The following is an 18829-nucleotide window of genomic DNA, read 5'->3' as shown; positions in this document are numbered from 1 at the left end:
AAACCGGAATCTGAAGATGTCTGAACCACGTTTCGTACACCTGCGGGTGCACAGCGACTACTCGATGATCGATGGCCTGGCCAAAACCGCACCGCTGGTAAAAAAGGCGGCGGCGTTGGGTATGCCAGCACTGGCGATCACCGATTTCACCAACCTTTGCGGTCTGGTGAAGTTCTACGGAGCGGGACATGGCGCAGGGATTAAGCCTATCGTCGGGGCAGATTTTAATGTCCAGTGCGACCTGCTGGGTGATGAGTTAACCCACCTGACGGTACTGGCGGCGAACAATACCGGCTATCAGAATCTGACGTTGCTGATCTCAAAAGCGTATCAGCGCGGGTACGGTGCCGCCGGGCCGATCATCGATCGCGACTGGCTTATCGAATTAAACGAAGGGTTGATCCTTCTTTCCGGCGGGCGCATGGGCGACGTCGGACGCAGTCTTTTGCGTGGTAACAGCGCGCTGGTAGATGAGTGTGTCGCGTTTTATGAAGAACACTTCCCGGATCGCTATTTTCTCGAGCTGATCCGCACCGGCAGGCCGGATGAAGAAAGCTATTTGCACGCGGCGGTGGAACTGGCGGAAGCGCGCGGTTTGCCCGTCGTGGCGACCAACGACGTGCGCTTTATCGACAGCAGCGACTTTGACGCACACGAAATCCGCGTCGCGATCCACGACGGCTTTACCCTCGACGATCCTAAACGCCCGCGTAACTATTCGCCGCAGCAATATATGCGTAGCGAAGAGGAGATGTGCGAGCTGTTTGCCGACATCCCAGAAGCCCTTGCCAACACCGTTGAGATCGCCAAACGCTGTAACGTAACTGTGCGTCTTGGTGAATACTTCCTGCCGCAGTTCCCGACCGGGGACATGAGCACCGAAGATTATCTGGTCAAGCGTGCAAAAGAGGGCCTGGAAGAGCGTCTGGCCTTTTTATTCCCTGACGAGGAAGAACGTGTTAAGCGCCGCCCGGAATATGACGAACGTCTGGAGACTGAACTTCAGGTTATCAATCAGATGGGCTTCCCGGGCTACTTCCTCATCGTTATGGAATTTATCCAGTGGTCGAAAGATAACGGCGTACCGGTAGGGCCGGGCCGTGGTTCTGGTGCAGGGTCACTGGTGGCCTACGCGCTGAAAATCACCGACCTCGATCCGCTGGAATTTGACCTGCTGTTCGAACGTTTCCTTAACCCGGAACGTGTCTCCATGCCTGACTTCGACGTTGACTTCTGTATGGAGAAACGCGACCAGGTTATCGAGCACGTAGCGGACATGTACGGTCGTGATGCGGTATCGCAGATTATCACCTTCGGTACGATGGCGGCGAAAGCGGTGATCCGCGACGTAGGCCGCGTGCTGGGGCATCCGTACGGCTTTGTCGACCGTATCTCGAAACTGATCCCGCCCGATCCTGGCATGACGCTGGCGAAAGCGTTTGAAGCCGAGCCGCAGCTGCCGGAAATCTACGAAGCGGATGAAGAAGTTAAGGCGCTGATCGACATGGCGCGCAAACTGGAAGGGGTCACCCGTAACGCCGGTAAGCACGCCGGTGGGGTGGTTATCGCGCCGACCAAAATTACCGATTTTGCGCCGCTTTATTGCGATGAAGAGGGCAAACATCCGGTCACCCAGTTTGATAAAAGCGACGTTGAATACGCCGGACTGGTGAAGTTCGACTTCCTTGGTTTGCGTACGCTCACCATCATCAACTGGGCGCTGGAGATGATCAACAAGCGGCGGGCGAAGAATGGCGAGCCGCCGCTGGATATCGCCGCGATCCCGCTGGATGACAAGAAAAGCTTCGACATGCTGCAACGCTCGGAAACCACGGCGGTATTCCAGCTTGAATCGCGCGGCATGAAGGACCTGATCAAGCGTCTGCAACCTGACTGCTTCGAAGATATGATCGCACTGGTGGCACTGTTCCGCCCTGGTCCGTTGCAATCAGGGATGGTGGATAACTTTATCGACCGTAAACATGGTCGCGAAGAGATCTCCTATCCGGACGTACAGTGGCAGCATGAAAGCCTGAAACCGGTACTGGAGCCAACCTACGGCATCATCCTGTATCAGGAACAGGTCATGCAGATTGCGCAGGTGCTTTCTGGTTATACCCTCGGTGGCGCGGATATGCTGCGTCGTGCGATGGGTAAGAAAAAGCCGGAAGAGATGGCTAAGCAGCGTTCTGTATTTGCTGAAGGTGCAGAAAAGAACGGAATCAACGCCGAACTGGCGATGAAAATCTTCGACCTGGTGGAGAAATTCGCTGGTTACGGATTTAACAAATCGCACTCTGCGGCCTATGCTTTGGTGTCATATCAAACGTTATGGCTGAAAGCGCACTATCCGGCAGAGTTTATGGCGGCGGTAATGACCGCCGATATGGACAACACCGAGAAGGTGGTGGGCCTGGTGGATGAGTGCTGGCGGATGGGGCTGAAAATCCTGCCACCAGATATAAACTCCGGTCTTTACCATTTCCACGTCAACGACGACGGCGAAATCGTGTATGGTATTGGCGCGATCAAAGGGGTCGGTGAAGGTCCGATTGAGGCCATCATCGAAGCCCGTAATAAAGGCGGCTACTTCCGCGAACTGTTTGATCTCTGCGCCCGAACCGACACCAAAAAGTTAAACCGGCGGGTGCTGGAAAAACTGATTATGTCCGGGGCGTTTGACCGTCTTGGGCCACACCGCGCGGCACTGATGAACTCGCTGGGCGATGCGTTAAAAGCGGCAGATCAACACGCGAAAGCGGAAGCTATCGGTCAGGCCGATATGTTCGGCGTGCTGGCCGAAGAGCCGGAACAAATTGAACAATCCTACGCCAGCTGCCAACCGTGGCCGGAGCAGGTGGTATTAGATGGGGAACGTGAAACGTTAGGTCTGTACCTGACGGGACACCCTATCAACCAGTATTTAAAAGAGATTGAGCGTTATGTCGGAGGCGTAAGGCTGAAAGACATGCACCCGACAGAACGTGGTAAAGTCATCACGGCTGCGGGGCTCGTTGTTGCCGCGCGGGTTATGGTCACCAAGCGCGGCAATCGTATCGGTATCTGCACGCTGGATGACCGTTCCGGGCGGCTGGAAGTGATGTTGTTTACTGACGCCCTGGATAAATACCAGCAATTGCTGGAAAAAGACCGCATACTTATCGTCAGCGGACAGGTCAGCTTTGATGACTTCAGCGGTGGGCTTAAAATGACCGCTCGCGAAGTGATGGATATTGACGAAGCCCGGGAAAAATATGCTCGCGGGCTTGCTATCTCGCTGACGGACAGGCAAATTGATGACCAGCTTTTAAACCGACTCCGTCAGTCTCTGGAACCCCACCGCTCTGGGACAATTCCAGTACATCTCTACTATCAGAGGGCGGATGCACGCGCGCGGTTGCGTTTTGGCGCGACGTGGCGTGTCTCTCCGAGCGATCGTTTATTAAACGATCTCCGTGGCCTCATTGGTTCGGAGCAGGTGGAACTGGAGTTTGACTAATACAGGAATACTATGAGTCTGAATTTCCTTGATTTTGAACAGCCGATTGCAGAGCTGGAAGCGAAAATCGATTCTCTGACTGCGGTTAGCCGTCAGGATGAGAAACTGGATATTAACATCGATGAAGAAGTGCATCGTCTGCGTGAAAAAAGCGTAGAACTGACACGTAAAATCTTCGCCGATCTCGGTGCATGGCAGATTGCGCAACTGGCACGCCATCCACAGCGTCCTTATACCCTGGATTACGTTCGCCTGGCATTTGATGAATTTGACGAACTGGCTGGCGACCGCGCGTATGCAGACGATAAAGCTATCGTCGGTGGTATCGCCCGTCTCGATGGTCGTCCGGTGATGATCATTGGTCATCAAAAAGGTCGTGAAACCAAAGAAAAAATTCGCCGTAACTTTGGTATGCCAGCGCCAGAAGGTTACCGCAAAGCACTGCGTCTGATGCAAATGGCTGAACGCTTTAAGATGCCAATCATCACCTTTATCGACACCCCGGGGGCTTATCCGGGCGTGGGCGCAGAAGAGCGCGGTCAGTCTGAAGCCATTGCACGCAACCTGCGTGAAATGTCTCGCCTTAGCGTACCGACTATTTGTACCGTTATCGGTGAAGGTGGTTCTGGCGGCGCGCTGGCGATTGGCGTGGGCGATAAAGTGAATATGCTGCAATACAGCACCTATTCCGTTATCTCGCCGGAAGGTTGTGCGTCCATTCTGTGGAAGAGCGCTGATAAAGCGCCGCTGGCGGCTGAAGCGATGGGTATCATCGCTCCGCGTCTGAAAGAACTAAAACTGATCGACTCCATCATCCCAGAACCGCTGGGTGGTGCTCACCGTAACCCGGAAGCGATGGCGGCATCGTTGAAAGCGCAACTGTTGGCGGATCTGGCCGATCTCGACGTGTTAAGCACTGAAGATTTAAAAAATCGTCGTTATCAGCGCCTGATGAGCTACGGTTACGCGTAATTCGCAAAAGTTCTGAAAAAGGGTCACTTCGGTGGCCCTTTTTTATCGCCACGGTTTGAGCAGGCTATGATTAAGGAAGGATTTTCCAGGAGGAACACATGAACATCATTGCCATTATGGGACCGCATGGCGTCTTTTATAAAGATGAGCCCATCAAAGAACTGGAGTCGGCGCTGCTGGCGCAAGGCTTTCAGATTATCTGGCCACAAAACAGCGTTGATTTGCTGAAATTTATCGAACATAACCCTCGAATTTGCGGCGTGATTTTTGACTGGGATGAGTACAGTCTCGATTTATGTAGCGATATCAATCAGCTTAATGAATATCTCCCGCTTTATGCCTTCATCAACACCCACTCGACGATGGATGTCAGCGTGCAGGATATGCGGATGGCGCTCTGGTTTTTTGAATATGCGCTGGGGCAGGCGGAAGATATCGCCATTCGTATGCGTCAGTACACCGACGAATATCTTGATAACATTACACCGCCGTTCACGAAAGCCTTGTTTACCTACGTCAAAGAGCGGAAGTACACCTTTTGTACGCCGGGGCATATGGGCGGTACCGCCTATCAAAAAAGCCCGGTTGGCTGTCTGTTTTATGATTTTTTCGGCGGGAATACCCTCAAGGCTGATGTCTCTATTTCGGTTACCGAGCTTGGTTCGTTGCTCGACCACACCGGGCCACACCTGGAAGCGGAAGAGTACATCGCGCGGACTTTTGGCGCGGAACAGAGTTATATCGTTACCAACGGAACATCGACGTCGAACAAAATTGTGGGTATGTACGCCGCGCCATCCGGCAGTACGCTGTTGATCGACCGCAATTGTCATAAATCGCTGGCGCATCTGTTGATGATGAACGATGTAGTGCCAGTCTGGCTGAAACCGACGCGTAATGCGTTGGGGATTCTTGGTGGGATCCCGCGCCGTGAATTTACTCGCGACAGCATCGAAGAGAAAGTCGCTGCCACCACGCAGGCACAATGGCCGGTTCATGCGGTGATTACCAACTCCACCTATGATGGCTTGCTCTACAACACCGACTGGATCAAACAGACGCTGGATGTCCCGTCGATCCACTTCGATTCCGCCTGGGTGCCGTACACCCATTTTCATCCGATCTACCAGGGGAAAAGTGGTATGAGCGGCGAGCGTGTTGCGGGAAAAGTGATCTTCGAAACGCAATCGACCCACAAAATGCTGGCGGCGTTATCGCAGGCTTCGCTGATCCACATTAAAGGCGAGTATGACGAAGAGGCGTTTAACGAAGCCTTTATGATGCATACCACCACCTCGCCCAGTTATCCCATTGTTGCTTCGGTTGAGACGGCGGCGGCGATGCTGCGTGGTAATCCGGGCAAACGGCTGATTAACCGTTCGGTGGAGCGGGCGCTGCATTTTCGCAAAGAGGTCCAGCGGTTGCGGGAAGAGTCTGACGGTTGGTTTTTCGATATCTGGCAACCGCCGCAGGTGGATGAAGCCGAATGCTGGCCCGTTGCGCCAGGCGAACAGTGGCACGGCTTTAACGATGCGGATGCCGATCATATGTTTCTCGATCCGGTTAAAGTCACTATTTTGACACCGGGGATGGACGAACAGGGCAATATGAGCGAGGAGGGGATCCCGGCGGCGCTGGTGGCAAAATTCCTCGACGAACGTGGGATCGTAGTAGAGAAAACCGGCCCTTATAACCTGCTGTTTCTCTTTAGTATTGGTATCGATAAAACCAAAGCAATGGGATTATTGCGTGGGTTGACGGAATTTAAACGCTCTTACGATCTCAACCTGCGGATCAAAAATATGCTACCCGATCTCTATGCTGAAGATCCCGATTTCTACCGCAATATGCGTATTCAGGATCTGGCGCAAGGGATCCATAAGCTGATTCGTAAACACGATCTTCCCGGTTTGATGTTGCGGGCATTCGATACTTTGCCGGAAATGATCATGACGCCACATCAGGCATGGCAGAGACAGATTAAAGGTGAAGTAGAAACCATTGCGCTGGAACAACTGGTCGGTAGAGTATCGGCAAATATGATCCTGCCTTATCCACCGGGCGTACCGCTGTTGATGCCAGGAGAAATGCTGACCAAAGAGAGCCGCACGGTACTCGATTTTCTACTGATGCTTTGTTCCGTAGGGCAACATTACCCCGGTTTTGAAACGGATATTCACGGCGCGAAACAGGACGAAGACGGCGTTTACCGCGTACGAGTCCTAAAAATGGCGGGATAACTTGCCAGAGCGGCTTCCGGGCGAGTAACGTGCTGTTAACAAATAAAGGAGACGTTATGCTGGGTTTAAAACAGGTTCACCATATTGCGATTATTGCGACGGATTATGCGGTGAGCAAAGCTTTCTACTGCGATATTCTTGGTTTCACGCTGCAAAGCGAAGTCTATCGCGAAGCGCGCGACTCGTGGAAAGGGGATTTGGCGCTTAATGGGCAATATGTGATTGAGCTTTTCTCTTTTCCGTTCCCGCCGGAGCGCCCCAGCCGACCGGAAGCTTGCGGCCTGCGTCATCTGGCTTTTAGCGTTGATGACATCGATGCGGCAGTGGCGCACCTTGAAAGCCATAACGTGAAGTGTGAAGCCATCCGTGTCGATCCATACACGCAAAAACGCTTCACCTTCTTTAACGATCCGGACGGGCTGCCGTTGGAACTGTATGAGCAGTAAGGCTTGTCATCGCCGCATTTGCCCGGTAACGTGCCGGGCATTGCTACTGTAAAATCGCACCATCATGACACTCACGCTCAATAGACAACTTCTCACCTCACGCCAGATTCTGGTGGCCTTTAGCGGCGGGCTTGACTCCACCGTTCTGCTGCATCAGTTGGTGCAGTGGCGGACGGAAAATCCGGGCGTCACTCTGCGCGCTATTCATGTGCATCACGGTTTAAGTGCCAATGCCGATGCCTGGGTTACGCATTGCGAAAACGTCTGCCAACAGTGGCAGGTGCCGCTGGTGGTCGAACGCGTACAACTTGCGCAAGAGGGGCTGGGGATTGAGGCCCAGGCGCGGCAGGTGCGTTATCAGGCATTTGCCCGCACCTTGTTGCCCGGTGAAGTGCTGGTCACCGCGCAACATCTCGACGATCAATGTGAAACTTTTCTGCTGGCGCTAAAACGCGGTAGCGGTCCTGCCGGGCTTTCGGCTATGGGGGAAGTTTCGGAGTTTGCCGGAACACGGCTTATCCGCCCGTTGCTCGCCCGCACGCGGGGGGAACTGGAGCAGTGGGCATTAGCGCATGGTTTACGCTGGATTGAAGACGAAAGTAATCAGGACGACTCATACGATCGTAACTTTCTGCGCCTGCGTGTAGTGCCGTTATTGCAGCAGCGTTGGCCGCATTTTGCCGAAGCAACGGCTCGCAGCGCCGCACTTTGTGCTGAACAAGAGAGCCTGCTGGATGAATTGCTGGCAGATGATTTAGCGCACTGCCAAACGCCGCAGGGGACGCTGCAGATTGCGCCAATGCTGGCGATGAGTGATGCCCGTCGCGCGGCAATTATCCGCCGCTGGCTGGCAGGGCAGAATGCACCGATGCCTTCCCGCGACGCGCTGGTGCGGATCTGGCAGGAAGTGGCGCTGGCGCGGGAAGATGCCTCCCCCTGTTTACGCTTTGGCGCGTTTGAAATACGCCGCTATCAATCGCAACTGTGGTGGATTAAATCCGTTGCCGGGCAAAGCGAAACCATTGTGCCGTGGCAGACGTGGCTACAACCGCTGGAATTACCGGCGGGGCTGGGAAGTGTACAGCTTACTGCGGGAGTCGATATTCGCCCTCCGCGTGCAGACGAAGCGGTCAGCGTGCGTTTCAAAGCGCCAGGATTGCTGCATATTGTCGGTCGCAACGGCGGACGTAAGCTAAAGAAAATCTGGCAAGAGCTGGGCGTGCCGCCGTGGCTACGTGACACCACGCCACTGCTGTTTTATGACGAAACGCTGATTGCGGCGGCAGGGGTATTTGTGACGCAAGAAGGTGTGGCTGAAGGTGAGAATGGCGTAAGTTTTGTCTGGCAGAAAACGCTTAGTTAAGTGAAAGCCGGATAAGACGCATCAAACGTCGCATCCGGCGAAAGTCAATCAGGACTCGCTCACCACCACCGTACCGATTTCCGGGTGGCTAAAGCTGGTAATTTTATCCAGACGTAGCTCACGGGTTTCGCCAGCGGCCTCGACGACCAGATACTCCACATTTTTGCGGGAGACTAAATCGCTGGCTTTTGCCTGCAATTTTTCGCCATCTTTCAGCTCAAGTGTCAGCATTAAATGATGCTGGCAGGCGAGCTCAAGATTATCGTAATCATCACAATTGATTGGTTGATACGTATCATTCATTGACATAATCGCTCACCAGTAAGTTTGCCGCAGCGTATGCTGCTTTTTCCCTGACAGCCTCAGAAAGGGCGTCGTCGGCAGCCATTTCATTCAGCACTTTCAAAACGCAGCCCAGCGCGTCCGGAACGTATCCTAAGTCTCCGCTGGCGATTTCCGCGTACCGCTTGCGTATTAACTCACAATATTTTTCCACATGCCCTCCTGTCAGCACTCTGACTTAACCGTGGATGCAAGTCTAAGCCTACGAAGATAAACTCTGTTTCGCAAGGTGACTATACCACACTCATTTCTGCAATATCAGCGCCGCAACTGCACGTATTCCGTTACAATGGCCTCCTGATTCGAAAGGAGTTTTCTTATGGCGCTTAAAGCGACAATTTATAAAGCGACGGTTAATGTGGCCGATCTCGACCGTAACCAGTTTCTCGATGCCTCTCTGACGCTGGCGCGCCATCCTTCAGAAACCCAGGAGCGTATGATGCTGCGCTTGCTGGCGTGGCTGAAATATGCCGATGAACGTCTGCAATTTACCCGTGGTTTGTGTGCCGATGATGAGCCGGAAGCGTGGCTGCGTAACGATCACCTGGGCATTGATTTGTGGATTGAGCTGGGGCTGCCGGATGAGCGACGAATTAAGAAAGCCTGCACCCAGGCCGCAGAAGTGGCGCTGTTTACCTATAATAGTCGGGCGGCGCAAATCTGGTGGCAGCAAAATCAGAGCAAATGTGCGCAGTTTGCCAATCTTTCCGTCTGGTATCTGGACGACGAGCAGCTGGCGAAAGTGAGCGCCTTTGCCGATCGTACCATGACGCTGCAGGCAACGATTCAGGATGGCGTTATCTGGTTATCGGATGATAAGAATAATCTGGAAGTGAACTTAACCGCCTGGCAACAACCTTCATGATTGTGATTTCCCGACATGTCGCTATCCCTGATAATGAGTATGAAATCACCGCCATTCGTGCGCAGGGCGCGGGCGGGCAGCATGTTAATAAGACCTCAACGGCCATTCATCTGCGTTTTGACATTCGGGCGTCCAGCCTGCCAGAGTATTACAAAGAGCGTCTGCTCGCCGCCAGCCATCATTTGATCAGCAGTGATGGCGTGATTGTCATCAAGGCACAGGAATACCGCAGCCAGGAACTGAACCGCGAAGCAGCTCTGGCCCGGCTGGTGGCTGTGATTAAAGATTTAACAACAGAACAAAAAGCCCGACGACCCACGCGACCCACCCGCGCATCGAAAGAGCGTAGGTTGGTATCGAAAGCACAAAAATCAAGCGTGAAAGCGTTGCGCGGCAAAGTGCGCAGCGGTCGGGAATAAAAAGAAGGAATGGATGGTGAAAAAAGCGATAGTGACAGCGATGGCTGTAATCAGCCTCTTTACACTGATGGGATGTAATAATCGGGCCGAAGTCGATACGCTTTCTCCGGCGCAGGCTGCCGAACTGAAACCGATGCCGCAAAGTTGGCGCGGCGTGCTGCCGTGTGCTGATTGCGAAGGGATCGAAACCTCTTTGTTTCTTGAAAAAGACGGAACATGGGTGATGAACGAACGTTATCTGGGCGCGCGTGAAGAACCTTCCTCCTTCGCTTCCTACGGTACATGGGCGCGAACCGCTGACAAGTTGGTATTAACCGACAGCAAAGGTGAAAAGTCATATTATCGGGCGAAAGGCGATGCGCTGGAGATGCTCGATCGTGAAGGCAATCCGATTGAATCGCAGTTCAACTATACGCTGGAACCGGCACAATCCAGTTTACCTATGACGCCGATGACCCTGCGAGGCATGTATTTTTATATGGCTGATGCGGCGACCTTCACTGATTGCGCGACCGGAAAACGTTTCATGGTAGCGAATAACGCAGAGCTGGAGCGTGGCTACCTGGCTGCGCGCGGTCACAGTGAAAAACCGGTGTTACTGTCAGTAGAAGGTCACTTTACGCTTGAGGGTAATCCGGATACCGGTGCGCCGACTAAAGTATTGGCACCCGATACGGCAGGGAAATTTTACCCCAACCAGGATTGCAGTAGTTTGGGGCAGTAACCCGTCTTGAGACAGAAACAAACGCAAAACAGGCCAGAAGGATATATTTCAACATTTTGAATTTGCACGTTTTTTGTAGGCCGGATAAGGCGTTTACGCCGCATCCGGCAATGGTGCTCAACGCCTGATGCGACGCTGGCGCGTCTTATCATGCCTACAACCCCCCTCATACCTTAAGGCGGATAAGGCATTTACTTTATCACCGGGTCAAACCAACAAAGCGACCCGCCTTGATATAAATCCCAGGCTTCAGGTGCCCAACATACTGTAACTGCGTTTCTGGCTTAAACGCAGAGACATCACCAATACGCATATGCATCAGATCGGCAGGGCTAATCCAGCCCGATTGCGCCAGTGTAAGTGGATGCCCGGCTTTGGCAAAGGCATCCGTGACAAATTCCGAACAAAACCACGACTTTTTGTCTCCTTCGCCCACACTGCTTAACTGCGCTTTCGCCAGGCCGCTGACGCACTTTGGCGAAAATCCTCGGAGAACGGATTCAGTGAGCACATCTGGCGAGTCACCATAAAGGGAATAAATTCGACAATGCCGCGATAGTTATAACCGCTATCTTTGATTTTATTGGCAAACGCGGTGATATCTGTGGCTTGTTGCGGGGTAAGATCCGGGACTCGTAAGACGAAAAGCTTATCACTATGCTTCATCGCTTTTTTAAGGGAAACAATCTGGACGCCAGCGCCTGTCGCTTCTGCAACGTTATTATCACCCAGAAAGATTGCAACGTGACTCACAGAGGAAGTGCTGAAGACGCGGATTCCAAATGAGGTTACCCCAAGGCTTGAGGAGAACAGCAAATCGCCGGGTTTGAGATCAGGTGCCGTTATTTCTTTTATTGATTGTTCGGTGAAAGAGCTTTGATGCTGGAATTTGACAGCCCATGTTTTTGCCTCGGCATCTACTGCTGTGGCTGATGGGTCTGGCTGGCTGATATCAACGGTACAAGCCGAAAGTAAAAGAAAGCTGGGGAGAAACAGGCGGCAGTACGCCTTTGGTTTATCCATTTTATACAATCCATGTAAAAAAAGGGCCCTGAAATTCAGGACCCTTTCTGGCATCAGCCTTTAATCTGTTTCACCAGATATTCGACGATGTCACCAGTCTTAATTAACTGTTTCTCGCCGTTGCGACGATATTTATATTCGATATCGTCGTTGTCGAGGTTACGGTCGCCCAGCACAATAGTGTGCGGAATACCGATCAGTTCCATATCAGCAAACATCACGCCCGGACGCTCTTTGCGGTCATCCAGCAGCACTTCGATACCTTGTGCACGCAGTTCGCTGTACAGTTTCTCAGCAAGCTCTTGTACGCGGAAGGATTTGTGCATGTTCATCGGCAGAATCGCCACCTGGAACGGCGCGATAGCGTCAGGCCATACGATGCCTCGTTCGTCGTAGTTCTGCTCAATCGCCGCAGCTACCACACGCGTTACCCCGATACCGTAGCAACCCATCGTCAGGATTTGGTTACGGCCATCTTCACCCTGTACGGAGGCTTTCAGTGCTTCGGAGTACTTGGTACCCAGCTGGAAGATGTGACCAACTTCGATACCACGTTTGATCAGCAGCGTACCCTGGCCATCCGGGCTTGGATCGCCAGCCACCACGTTACGGATATCTGCAACTTCCGGGGTAGCGACATCGCGATCCCAGTTGATGCCGAAGTAGTGTTTACCATCGATGTTAGCACCAGCAGCGAAATCACTCATCGCCGCAACGGTACGGTCAATCACCACCGGAATCGGCATGTTTACCGGACCCAGTGAACCCGGACCGGCTTTAACCACGGCACGAATTTCTTCTTCGGTCGCGAAAGTCAGCGGGCTTGCAACCTGCGGCAGTTTTTCTGCTTTAACTTCGTTCAGCTCGTGATCACCGCGCACCAGCAGCGCAACCAGCGGGAAGCTACTGCCTTCAACCGCTTTAACCAGCAGAGTCTTAACCGTTTTCTCAATCGGCAGATTGAACTGTTCAACCAGTTCCGCGATGGTTTTCGCGTTCGGCGTATCAACCAGCGTCATTTCCTGGGTAGCAGCAGCGCGCGGTTCTTTCGGCGCGATAGCTTCTGCCAGTTCAATGTTCGCTGCATAGTCAGAGGTGTCGGAGAAGACCACATCGTCTTCACCGCTCTGCGCCAGCACCTGGAATTCGTGAGAGGCGCTGCCGCCGATAGAACCGGTGTCGGCCTGTACGGCGCGGAAATCCAGCCCCATGCGGCTGAAGATTTTGCTGTAGGCCGCATACATTGCATCGTAGGTTTCCTGCAGGGATTCCTGAGAAGTATGGAAAGAGTAAGCATCTTTCATCAGGAATTCGCGGGAACGCATGACGCCGAAACGCGGACGCACTTCGTCGCGGAACTTGGTCTGGATCTGATAGAAGTTCAGCGGCAGCTGTTTGTAAGAGCTAAGCTCGTTACGAATCAGGTCAGTGATAACTTCTTCATGAGTTGGGCCGAGTACGAACGGACGCTCGCCACGGTCAACAAAACGCAGCAGTTCCGGACCGTACTGTTCCCAACGACCACTCTCTTGCCACAAATCGGCTGGCTGAACCACCGGCATCGACACCTCGATTGCACCGGCGTTGTTCATCTCTTCACGCACGATGTTTTCGACTTTTTTCAGAACGCGCACGCCGGTCGGCAGCCAGGTATATAACCCGGAGGCCAGCTTGCGGATCATCCCGGCGCGCAGCATCAGCTGATGGCTGATCACCTCGGCGTCGGCAGGTGTCTCCTTGAGAGTGGAGAGCAGGTATTGGCTAGTACGCATGTTGTTACGGTTCCAGTTGGAAGGTAGAACAGGCTCAAGGCGAGCCTGGGACAAAAAAAGTGATTTAGTTTACCAGTGCAAAAGAAATGTCAAAAGAGAAGGGCGTGAATTTAACGCGGTTCCAGCGCAAAGACTTCAAAACCTGCGTCGGTGACGCGCCAGCGAACGTTAAAATCATGTAGCCAGACGGCATAGGTTTTGCCCGTTTCCTCACCTTTACGATAGGCCGGGCGCGGGTCCTGCGCCAGTACTTCGCGGATAAACAGCGTTAACTGCGGATAACGCTTCTCCAGCGTCAAAAGCTGCTTTTCGACCTCTGCGGTAAAACTCACCGCCATTTCTGCCGCTGGCGCACTTTGCGCATAGCTGGCACTGGCATCGGGAAGCGATTCGGCAAAGGGGAGATACGGTTTGATATCCACTACCGGCGTACCATCGACCAGATCCAGACTGCCGAGCTTCAGAATCACGCTGTCTTTATGGCAAACAACCTCTTTCAGCTCTACCAGCGACATACCAATTGGGTTAGGGCGGAAAGTAGAGCGCGTAGCGAAAACACCCATTCTGGCATTACCGCCAAGACGAGGCGGACGCACAGTCGGACGCCAGCCGCCTTCCATCGTTTGATGAAAGACGAAAAGTATCCATAAATGGCTGAACGCTTCCAGGCCGCGAACGGCGTCGGCCTGGTTGTAGGGAGCCATGAGATGCAGTTCGCCGTTGGCGCTTTTTACCAGACCTGGCTGGCGCGGAACGGCGAATTTTTCTTTATAGGGCGAGCGAATAACGCCTATTTGCTCGAACTGGAAACTGCTCATTTCGCCGTAATGTTAAGCGCAGAGCCGATACATACAGCCTGACGATAGCAGCCTGGCGTACCGCTGGTAACTTCGCAGCTATGCAGTAATACCGCATTGGCTTTCATTTTCGAGGCGTTGATTTGCATCCGCTTACGTGCGGTTGGAATGCTCGGCGGAGAGTCCTGATTAGAGGCCTGGCAAGAGTCGCCACTGACTTCACCGAGATCGCGGAACGGTTTGCCGACTAATTCTTCTGCATTGGTATAAATTCGGACCGGCGTGGCGCGCGGCGCTTTCGGTTTTGCAGGCTCCGCTTTCGGCTGGGGTGCAGTGCTTTGAACGGGTTCGACAGGGGATCTGCTTAACATGGAACAGCCGCTTAGCATGAGTGCTACTAAACAGATCGGTAAAGCACGCATAGTATTTCCTCAATGTATGATCAAAACGTCAATATTGAATCAGGAGCTTGTAAAAATGACAAGACGGGCAAGCGCCCGTCCTGAATGATATTACAAATTGTGGAAACAGCCTAAAAATTACCAGCCTTTAACAGCGCCGCCGTTAAACACTTTGTTTGCTGCTTCGTAAACTTCATCAGACTGATAAGCCTGGACGAATTTCTTCACGTTCTCGGCGTCTTTGTTATCTTCACGCGTTACGATCAGGTTTACGTACGGGGAGTCTTTATCTTCGACAAAGATACCGTCTTTCGCTGGAGTCAGGCCAATCTGGCTGGCATAGGTGGTATTGATAACTGCCAGAGCGATTTGCGCGTCGTCCAGAGATCGAGGCAGCTGCGGTGCTTCCAGCTCAACAATTTTCAGATTTTTTGGGTTCTCAACAACATCAAGAACGGTCGGCAGCAGGCCAACGCCATCTTTCAGTTTGATCAAGCCCACTTTTTGCAGCAGCAGCAGTGAACGACCAAGATTAGTTGGATCGTTTGGCACGGCAACCTGCGAACCATCCTGCAGTTCATCCAGTGATTTGATTTTCTTGGAGTAACCAGCAATCGGATAAACAAAAGTGTTGCCTACTGCGACCAGTTTGTAGCCACGATCTTTCAGTTGCTGATCAAGGTACGGTTTATGCTGGAAGGCGTTGGCGTCGATATCGCCTTTGCTCAATGCTTCGTTTGGCAGAACATAGTCGTTGAAGGTTACCAGCTCAACGTCCAGGCCATATTTGTCTTTCGCAACTTTCTGCGCGACTTCTGCTACCTGCTGTTCGGCACCAACAATCACGCCGACTTTAATGTGGTTTGGATCTTTTTCATCCTGACCGCAGCCTACCAGTGCCAGTGATCCAATCAGGGCTCCCACTGCCGCAAAGGTTTTGAATTTGAACGCCATACCTTATTCCTTCTTCAATTATTTATGTTGTGTTGAACGTTACTTGCGAGTGACAGCCCGGACGATGCGGTCGCCTGCGAACTGAATTAAATAAACCAGAATGACCAGCAATACCAGTACCGTATTCATCACCGTCGCGTTGTAGCCGATGTAGCCATACTGATAGCCAATCTGACCTAAACCACCGGCACCGACTGCACCACCCATCGCGGAATAACCGACTAGGGTAATCAGGGTGATAGTTGCCGCATTCACCAGACCCGGCAACGCTTCCGGTAACAGCACTTTACGGACGATCTGCATTGGCGTGGCACCCATTGCGCGGGAAGCTTCAATTAACCCGGTTGGGATCTCCAGAAGAGCGTTCTCGACCATACGGGCAATAAACGGCGCTGCGCCAACGGTTAACGGAACAATCGCTGCCTGCAAACCAATCGATGTACCGACAATAACTCGGGTAAACGGAATCATCCATACCAGCAAGATAATGAACGGGATGGAACGGAAAATGTTCACAATTGCAGAAACGGTACGATACAGCTTCGCGTTAGCAATAATTTGCCCCGGACGCGTGACATAAAGTAGGACGCCAACCGGCAGACCAATCACAAAGCCAAAAAATCCGGATACGAAGGTCATTGCCAGCGTTTCCCATACGCCACGAACCAGCAGCCACATCATCGGCTCAGACATAACCCAGTACCTCTACTTTTACATGGTGTTCCTGCAGCCAGGCAATGGCGGCTTGCGTATCTTGTTGTGTGCCGTGCATTTCAGTCAGCATGATGCCGAACTTAACGCCACCGGCGTAATCCATCTGCGCGCTAATAATGTTGTTGTTGACGTTGAAACGACGCGCGGTTTCAGAAAGCAGTGGGGCATCGACCGATTGACCGGTAAACTCCAGACGCAACATCGGCACGCAGTCAGTGAATGGCTCCGCTTGCAGACGTTCCTGGTAATCTTCCGGGATATCCAGATGCAGGGTAGACTGAATAAACTTCTGCGCCAGCGGCGTTTTCGGATGTGAGAACACTTCACTTACCGTGTCCTGCTCGATCAGTTCGCCGTTGCTGATGACCGCCACGCAATCACAAATACGCTTCACAACGTCCATTTCGTGGGTGATCAACAGAATCGTCAAACCCAGACGGCGGTTGATGTCTTTCAGCAGTTCGAGAATAGAACGTGTCGTTGCCGGGTCCAGCGCGCTGGTGGCTTCATCACACAGCAATACTTTGGGATTGCTGGCTAATGCACGGGCAATCGCCACACGTTGTTTCTGCCCACCGGAAAGATTCGACGGGTAGCTATCATGCTTATCGCCAAGACCAACCAATGACAGCAATTCCGTCACGCGACGTTTGATCTCGTCTTTCGGTGTGTTGTCCAGCTCCAGCGGCAGAGCCACGTTGCCAAAAACAGTACGCGAAGAGAGCAGGTTAAAATGCTGGAAAATCATACCAATCTGGCGGCGAGCTTTGGTCAACTCAGATTCTGACAGCGTGGTCAGCTCCTGGCCATCGACCAGCACGCTACCCTCGGTTGGGCGCTCCAGCAGGTTTACACAACGTATAAGCGTACTCTTACCCGCGCCTGAGGCACCGATAACGCCATAAATTTGTCCAGCTGGCACATGCAGGCTGACGTTGTTCAACGCCTGGATGGTGCGGGTGCCCTGGTGGAACACTTTGGTGATATTCGAAAGTTTTATCATTGATTATTTATTATCGTCATTAAGTTAGTCGTGGCATTTCGAATGCCTGAAACGGGCAACGCCGTCAATGAAATGGATGTTAAGGCATCCAGACGTCTAAATCAATCAGGTTTATGCGAAGAGCACTTTCTTGCAGGTCGAAACATGCGATACTAGCGTCACATGCCTTATTAAGGAGCTATAAAAGGTGGCGAAGAGCGTACCCGCAATTTTTCTTGACCGTGATGGCACCATTAATGTCGATCACGGCTATGTCCATGAGATCGACAACTTTGAATTTATCGACGGTGTTATTGACGCCATGCGCGAGCTAAAAAAAATGGGCTTTGCGCTGGTGGTAGTAACCAACCAGTCTGGCATTGCTCGCGGTAAATTTACCGAAGCACAGTTTGAAACGCTGACCGAGTGGATGGACTGGTCGCTGGCGGACCGAGATGTCGATCTGGATGGTATCTATTATTGCCCGCATCATCCGCAGGGTAGTGTTGAAGAGTTTCGCCAGGTCTGCGACTGCCGTAAACCACATCCGGGGATGCTTTTGTCAGCACGCGATTATTTGCATATTGATATGGCCGCTTCTTATATGGTGGGCGATAAATTAGAAGATATGCAGGCAGCGGCTGCGGCGAACGTGGGAACAAAAGTGCTGGTGCGTACGGGTAAACCTATTACGCCTGAAGCAGAAAACGCGGCGGATTGGGTGTTAAATAGCCTGGCAGACCTGCCGCAAGCGATAAAAAAGCAGCAAAAACCGGCATAATGATTAAAAGATGAGCGATTGAAATAAAAATGCATTTTTCCACTTGTCTTCCTGAGACGACTCCCTATAATGCGCCTCCATCGACACGGCGGATGTGAATCACTTCACACAAACAGCCGGTTCGGTTGAAGAGAAAAATCCTGAAATTCAGGGTTGACTCTGAAAGAGGAAAGCGTAATATACGCCACCTCGCGACAGTGCGCTGAAAGCCGCGTCGCAACTGCTCTTTAACAATTTATCAGACAATCTGTGTGGGCACTCGAAGATACGGATTCTTAACGTCGAAAGACGAAAAATGAATACCAAGTCTCAAGAGTGAACACGTAATTCATTACGAAGTTTAATTCTTTGAGCATCAAACTTTTAAATTGAAGAGTTTGATCATGGCTCAGATTGAACGCTGGCGGCAGGCCTAACACATGCAAGTCGAACGGTAACAGGAAGCAGCTTGCTGCTTCGCTGACGAGTGGCGGACGGGTGAGTAATGTCTGGGAAACTGCCTGATGGAGGGGGATAACTACTGGAAACGGTAGCT

Annotated in this window: 17 protein-coding genes, 1 rRNA gene and 1 pseudogene; 10 read left to right on the top strand and 9 right to left on the bottom strand. The window is 52.3% G+C overall.

Annotated elements, in window-relative coordinates; translation table 11 throughout:
- The first annotated feature begins 16 nt into the window (after positions 1 to 16).
- The 5 genes from dnaE to tilS all read left to right on the top strand — a co-directional run bounded on the left by dnaE (position 17) and on the right by tilS (position 8520).
- Entirely contained in the window at positions 17 to 3499 is a 3483-nt protein-coding gene (gene dnaE / locus RTW80_RS03090) for a DNA polymerase III subunit alpha (RefSeq protein ID WP_001294774.1), read from the top strand.
- Between the two features lie 12 nt (positions 3500 to 3511).
- Entirely contained in the window at positions 3512 to 4471 is a 960-nt protein-coding gene (gene accA / locus RTW80_RS03085) for an acetyl-CoA carboxylase carboxyl transferase subunit alpha (protein ID WP_000055746.1), read from the top strand.
- Positions 4472 to 4569: 98 nt separating this feature from the next.
- The gene (gene ldcC / locus RTW80_RS03080; RefSeq protein ID WP_001020950.1) at positions 4570 to 6711 is read left to right on the top strand and encodes a lysine decarboxylase LdcC; all 2142 of its coding nucleotides are present in this window, start codon (positions 4570 to 4572) and stop codon (positions 6709 to 6711) included.
- 56 nt (positions 6712 to 6767) lie between these two features.
- Positions 6768 to 7157 (top strand): VOC family protein, encoded by a 390-nt coding sequence (locus RTW80_RS03075; protein ID WP_000901098.1) that lies wholly within the window; start codon positions 6768 to 6770, stop codon positions 7155 to 7157.
- A 64-nt stretch (positions 7158 to 7221) separates the two neighbouring features.
- A complete protein-coding gene (gene tilS, locus RTW80_RS03070; protein WP_000176582.1) occupies positions 7222 to 8520 on the top strand; it encodes a tRNA lysidine(34) synthetase TilS in 1299 nt (432 codons plus the stop codon).
- A gap of 48 nt (positions 8521 to 8568) precedes the next feature.
- On the opposite strand, the gene rof is transcribed toward tilS, so the two are convergent.
- Both rof and RTW80_RS03060 read right to left on the bottom strand, forming a co-directional pair.
- Positions 8569 to 8829 carry a Rho-binding antiterminator gene (rof, locus tag RTW80_RS03065; RefSeq protein ID WP_000062312.1) on the bottom strand — a complete coding sequence of 87 codons (261 nt, stop codon included), beginning with the start codon at positions 8827 to 8829 and terminating at the stop codon, positions 8569 to 8571.
- The gene (locus RTW80_RS03060; RefSeq protein WP_000417058.1) at positions 8816 to 9016 is read right to left on the bottom strand and encodes a YaeP family protein; all 201 of its coding nucleotides are present in this window, start codon (positions 9014 to 9016) and stop codon (positions 8816 to 8818) included. Before RTW80_RS03060 ends, rof begins: the two co-directional genes overlap by 14 nt.
- Positions 9017 to 9181: 165 nt before the next feature.
- Between RTW80_RS03060 and RTW80_RS03055 the strand changes: the two genes are divergently transcribed.
- Genes RTW80_RS03055 through nlpE form a run of 3 tightly spaced genes read left to right on the top strand, consistent with a single transcriptional unit; the run spans position 9182 to position 10870 of the window.
- Positions 9182 to 9727, top strand: coding sequence for a YaeQ family protein (locus RTW80_RS03055; protein ID WP_001185286.1), 546 nt, complete (start codon positions 9182 to 9184; stop codon positions 9725 to 9727).
- Positions 9724 to 10146, top strand: coding sequence for an alternative ribosome rescue aminoacyl-tRNA hydrolase ArfB (gene arfB, locus RTW80_RS03050; RefSeq protein WP_001741201.1), 423 nt, complete (start codon positions 9724 to 9726; stop codon positions 10144 to 10146). The genes RTW80_RS03055 and arfB overlap by 4 nt, the downstream gene beginning before the upstream one ends.
- A gap of 13 nt (positions 10147 to 10159) precedes the next feature.
- The gene (nlpE, locus tag RTW80_RS03045; RefSeq protein WP_000239183.1) at positions 10160 to 10870 is read left to right on the top strand and encodes an envelope stress response activation lipoprotein NlpE; all 711 of its coding nucleotides are present in this window, start codon (positions 10160 to 10162) and stop codon (positions 10868 to 10870) included.
- Between the two features lie 199 nt (positions 10871 to 11069).
- On the opposite strand, the pseudogene RTW80_RS03040 reads toward nlpE, so the two are convergent.
- From RTW80_RS03040 to metN, 7 genes and pseudogenes are all read right to left on the bottom strand, one after another.
- Positions 11070 to 11893, bottom strand: a pseudogene (locus RTW80_RS03040) (YaeF family permuted papain-like enzyme).
- Between the two features lie 53 nt (positions 11894 to 11946).
- Positions 11947 to 13665 carry a proline--tRNA ligase gene (gene proS, locus RTW80_RS03035; protein ID WP_001260712.1) on the bottom strand — a complete coding sequence of 573 codons (1719 nt, stop codon included), beginning with the start codon at positions 13663 to 13665 and terminating at the stop codon, positions 11947 to 11949.
- Between the two features lie 110 nt (positions 13666 to 13775).
- Entirely contained in the window at positions 13776 to 14483 is a 708-nt protein-coding gene (tsaA, locus tag RTW80_RS03030; RefSeq protein WP_000094031.1) for a tRNA (N6-threonylcarbamoyladenosine(37)-N6)-methyltransferase TrmO, read from the bottom strand.
- Positions 14480 to 14884, bottom strand: a complete 405-nt coding sequence (gene rcsF / locus RTW80_RS03025; RefSeq protein WP_001202329.1) for an Rcs stress response system protein RcsF — start codon at positions 14882 to 14884, stop codon at positions 14480 to 14482. The genes tsaA and rcsF overlap by 4 nt, the downstream gene beginning before the upstream one ends.
- Positions 14885 to 15001: 117 nt before the next feature.
- Entirely contained in the window at positions 15002 to 15817 is an 816-nt protein-coding gene (gene metQ, locus RTW80_RS03020; RefSeq protein ID WP_000874224.1) for a methionine ABC transporter substrate-binding lipoprotein MetQ, read from the bottom strand.
- A 39-nt stretch (positions 15818 to 15856) separates the two neighbouring features.
- Positions 15857 to 16510 carry a methionine ABC transporter permease MetI gene (locus RTW80_RS03015; RefSeq protein ID WP_001294600.1) on the bottom strand — a complete coding sequence of 218 codons (654 nt, stop codon included), beginning with the start codon at positions 16508 to 16510 and terminating at the stop codon, positions 15857 to 15859.
- Positions 16503 to 17534: a methionine ABC transporter ATP-binding protein MetN gene (gene metN / locus RTW80_RS03010; protein ID WP_000593994.1), complete on the bottom strand. Its 1032-nt coding sequence runs from the start codon at positions 17532 to 17534 to the stop codon at positions 16503 to 16505. Before metN ends, RTW80_RS03015 begins: the two co-directional genes overlap by 8 nt.
- A 187-nt stretch (positions 17535 to 17721) precedes the next feature.
- On the opposite strand from metN, the gene gmhB reads away from it, so the two are divergent.
- Both gmhB and RTW80_RS03000 read left to right on the top strand, forming a co-directional pair.
- Positions 17722 to 18294, top strand: a complete 573-nt coding sequence (gene gmhB / locus RTW80_RS03005; RefSeq protein ID WP_001140174.1) for a D-glycero-beta-D-manno-heptose 1,7-bisphosphate 7-phosphatase — start codon at positions 17722 to 17724, stop codon at positions 18292 to 18294.
- 365 nt (positions 18295 to 18659) lie between these two features.
- Positions 18660 to 18829, top strand: a 16S ribosomal RNA gene (locus RTW80_RS03000); the annotation flags it as partial.

The sequence above is a fragment of the Escherichia sp. AM3 genome (genome assembly GCF_032029835.1).
Classification (GTDB): Bacteria; Pseudomonadota; Gammaproteobacteria; order Enterobacterales; family Enterobacteriaceae; genus Escherichia; species Escherichia coli.
This window is presented reverse-complemented; position numbering and strand designations above follow the sequence as displayed.

Coding starts and splice junctions, on each gene's coding strand:
- metN (WP_000593994.1), bottom strand. CDS start 17,534: ATGATAAAACTTTCGAATATCACCAAAGTGTTCCACCAGGGCACCCGC.
- rof (WP_000062312.1), bottom strand. CDS start 8,829: ATGTCAATGAATGATACGTATCAACCAATCAATTGTGATGATTACGAT.
- RTW80_RS03015 (WP_001294600.1), bottom strand. CDS start 16,510: ATGTCTGAGCCGATGATGTGGCTGCTGGTTCGTGGCGTATGGGAAACG.
- metQ (WP_000874224.1), bottom strand. CDS start 15,817: ATGGCGTTCAAATTCAAAACCTTTGCGGCAGTGGGAGCCCTGATTGGA.
- ldcC (WP_001020950.1), top strand. CDS start 4,570: ATGAACATCATTGCCATTATGGGACCGCATGGCGTCTTTTATAAAGAT.
- proS (WP_001260712.1), bottom strand. CDS start 13,665: ATGCGTACTAGCCAATACCTGCTCTCCACTCTCAAGGAGACACCTGCC.
- nlpE (WP_000239183.1), top strand. CDS start 10,160: ATGGTGAAAAAAGCGATAGTGACAGCGATGGCTGTAATCAGCCTCTTT.
- tilS (WP_000176582.1), top strand. CDS start 7,222: ATGACACTCACGCTCAATAGACAACTTCTCACCTCACGCCAGATTCTG.
- tsaA (WP_000094031.1), bottom strand. CDS start 14,483: ATGAGCAGTTTCCAGTTCGAGCAAATAGGCGTTATTCGCTCGCCCTAT.
- dnaE (WP_001294774.1), top strand. CDS start 17: ATGTCTGAACCACGTTTCGTACACCTGCGGGTGCACAGCGACTACTCG.
- rcsF (WP_001202329.1), bottom strand. CDS start 14,884: ATGCGTGCTTTACCGATCTGTTTAGTAGCACTCATGCTAAGCGGCTGT.
- RTW80_RS03075 (WP_000901098.1), top strand. CDS start 6,768: ATGCTGGGTTTAAAACAGGTTCACCATATTGCGATTATTGCGACGGAT.
- RTW80_RS03055 (WP_001185286.1), top strand. CDS start 9,182: ATGGCGCTTAAAGCGACAATTTATAAAGCGACGGTTAATGTGGCCGAT.
- accA (WP_000055746.1), top strand. CDS start 3,512: ATGAGTCTGAATTTCCTTGATTTTGAACAGCCGATTGCAGAGCTGGAA.
- arfB (WP_001741201.1), top strand. CDS start 9,724: ATGATTGTGATTTCCCGACATGTCGCTATCCCTGATAATGAGTATGAA.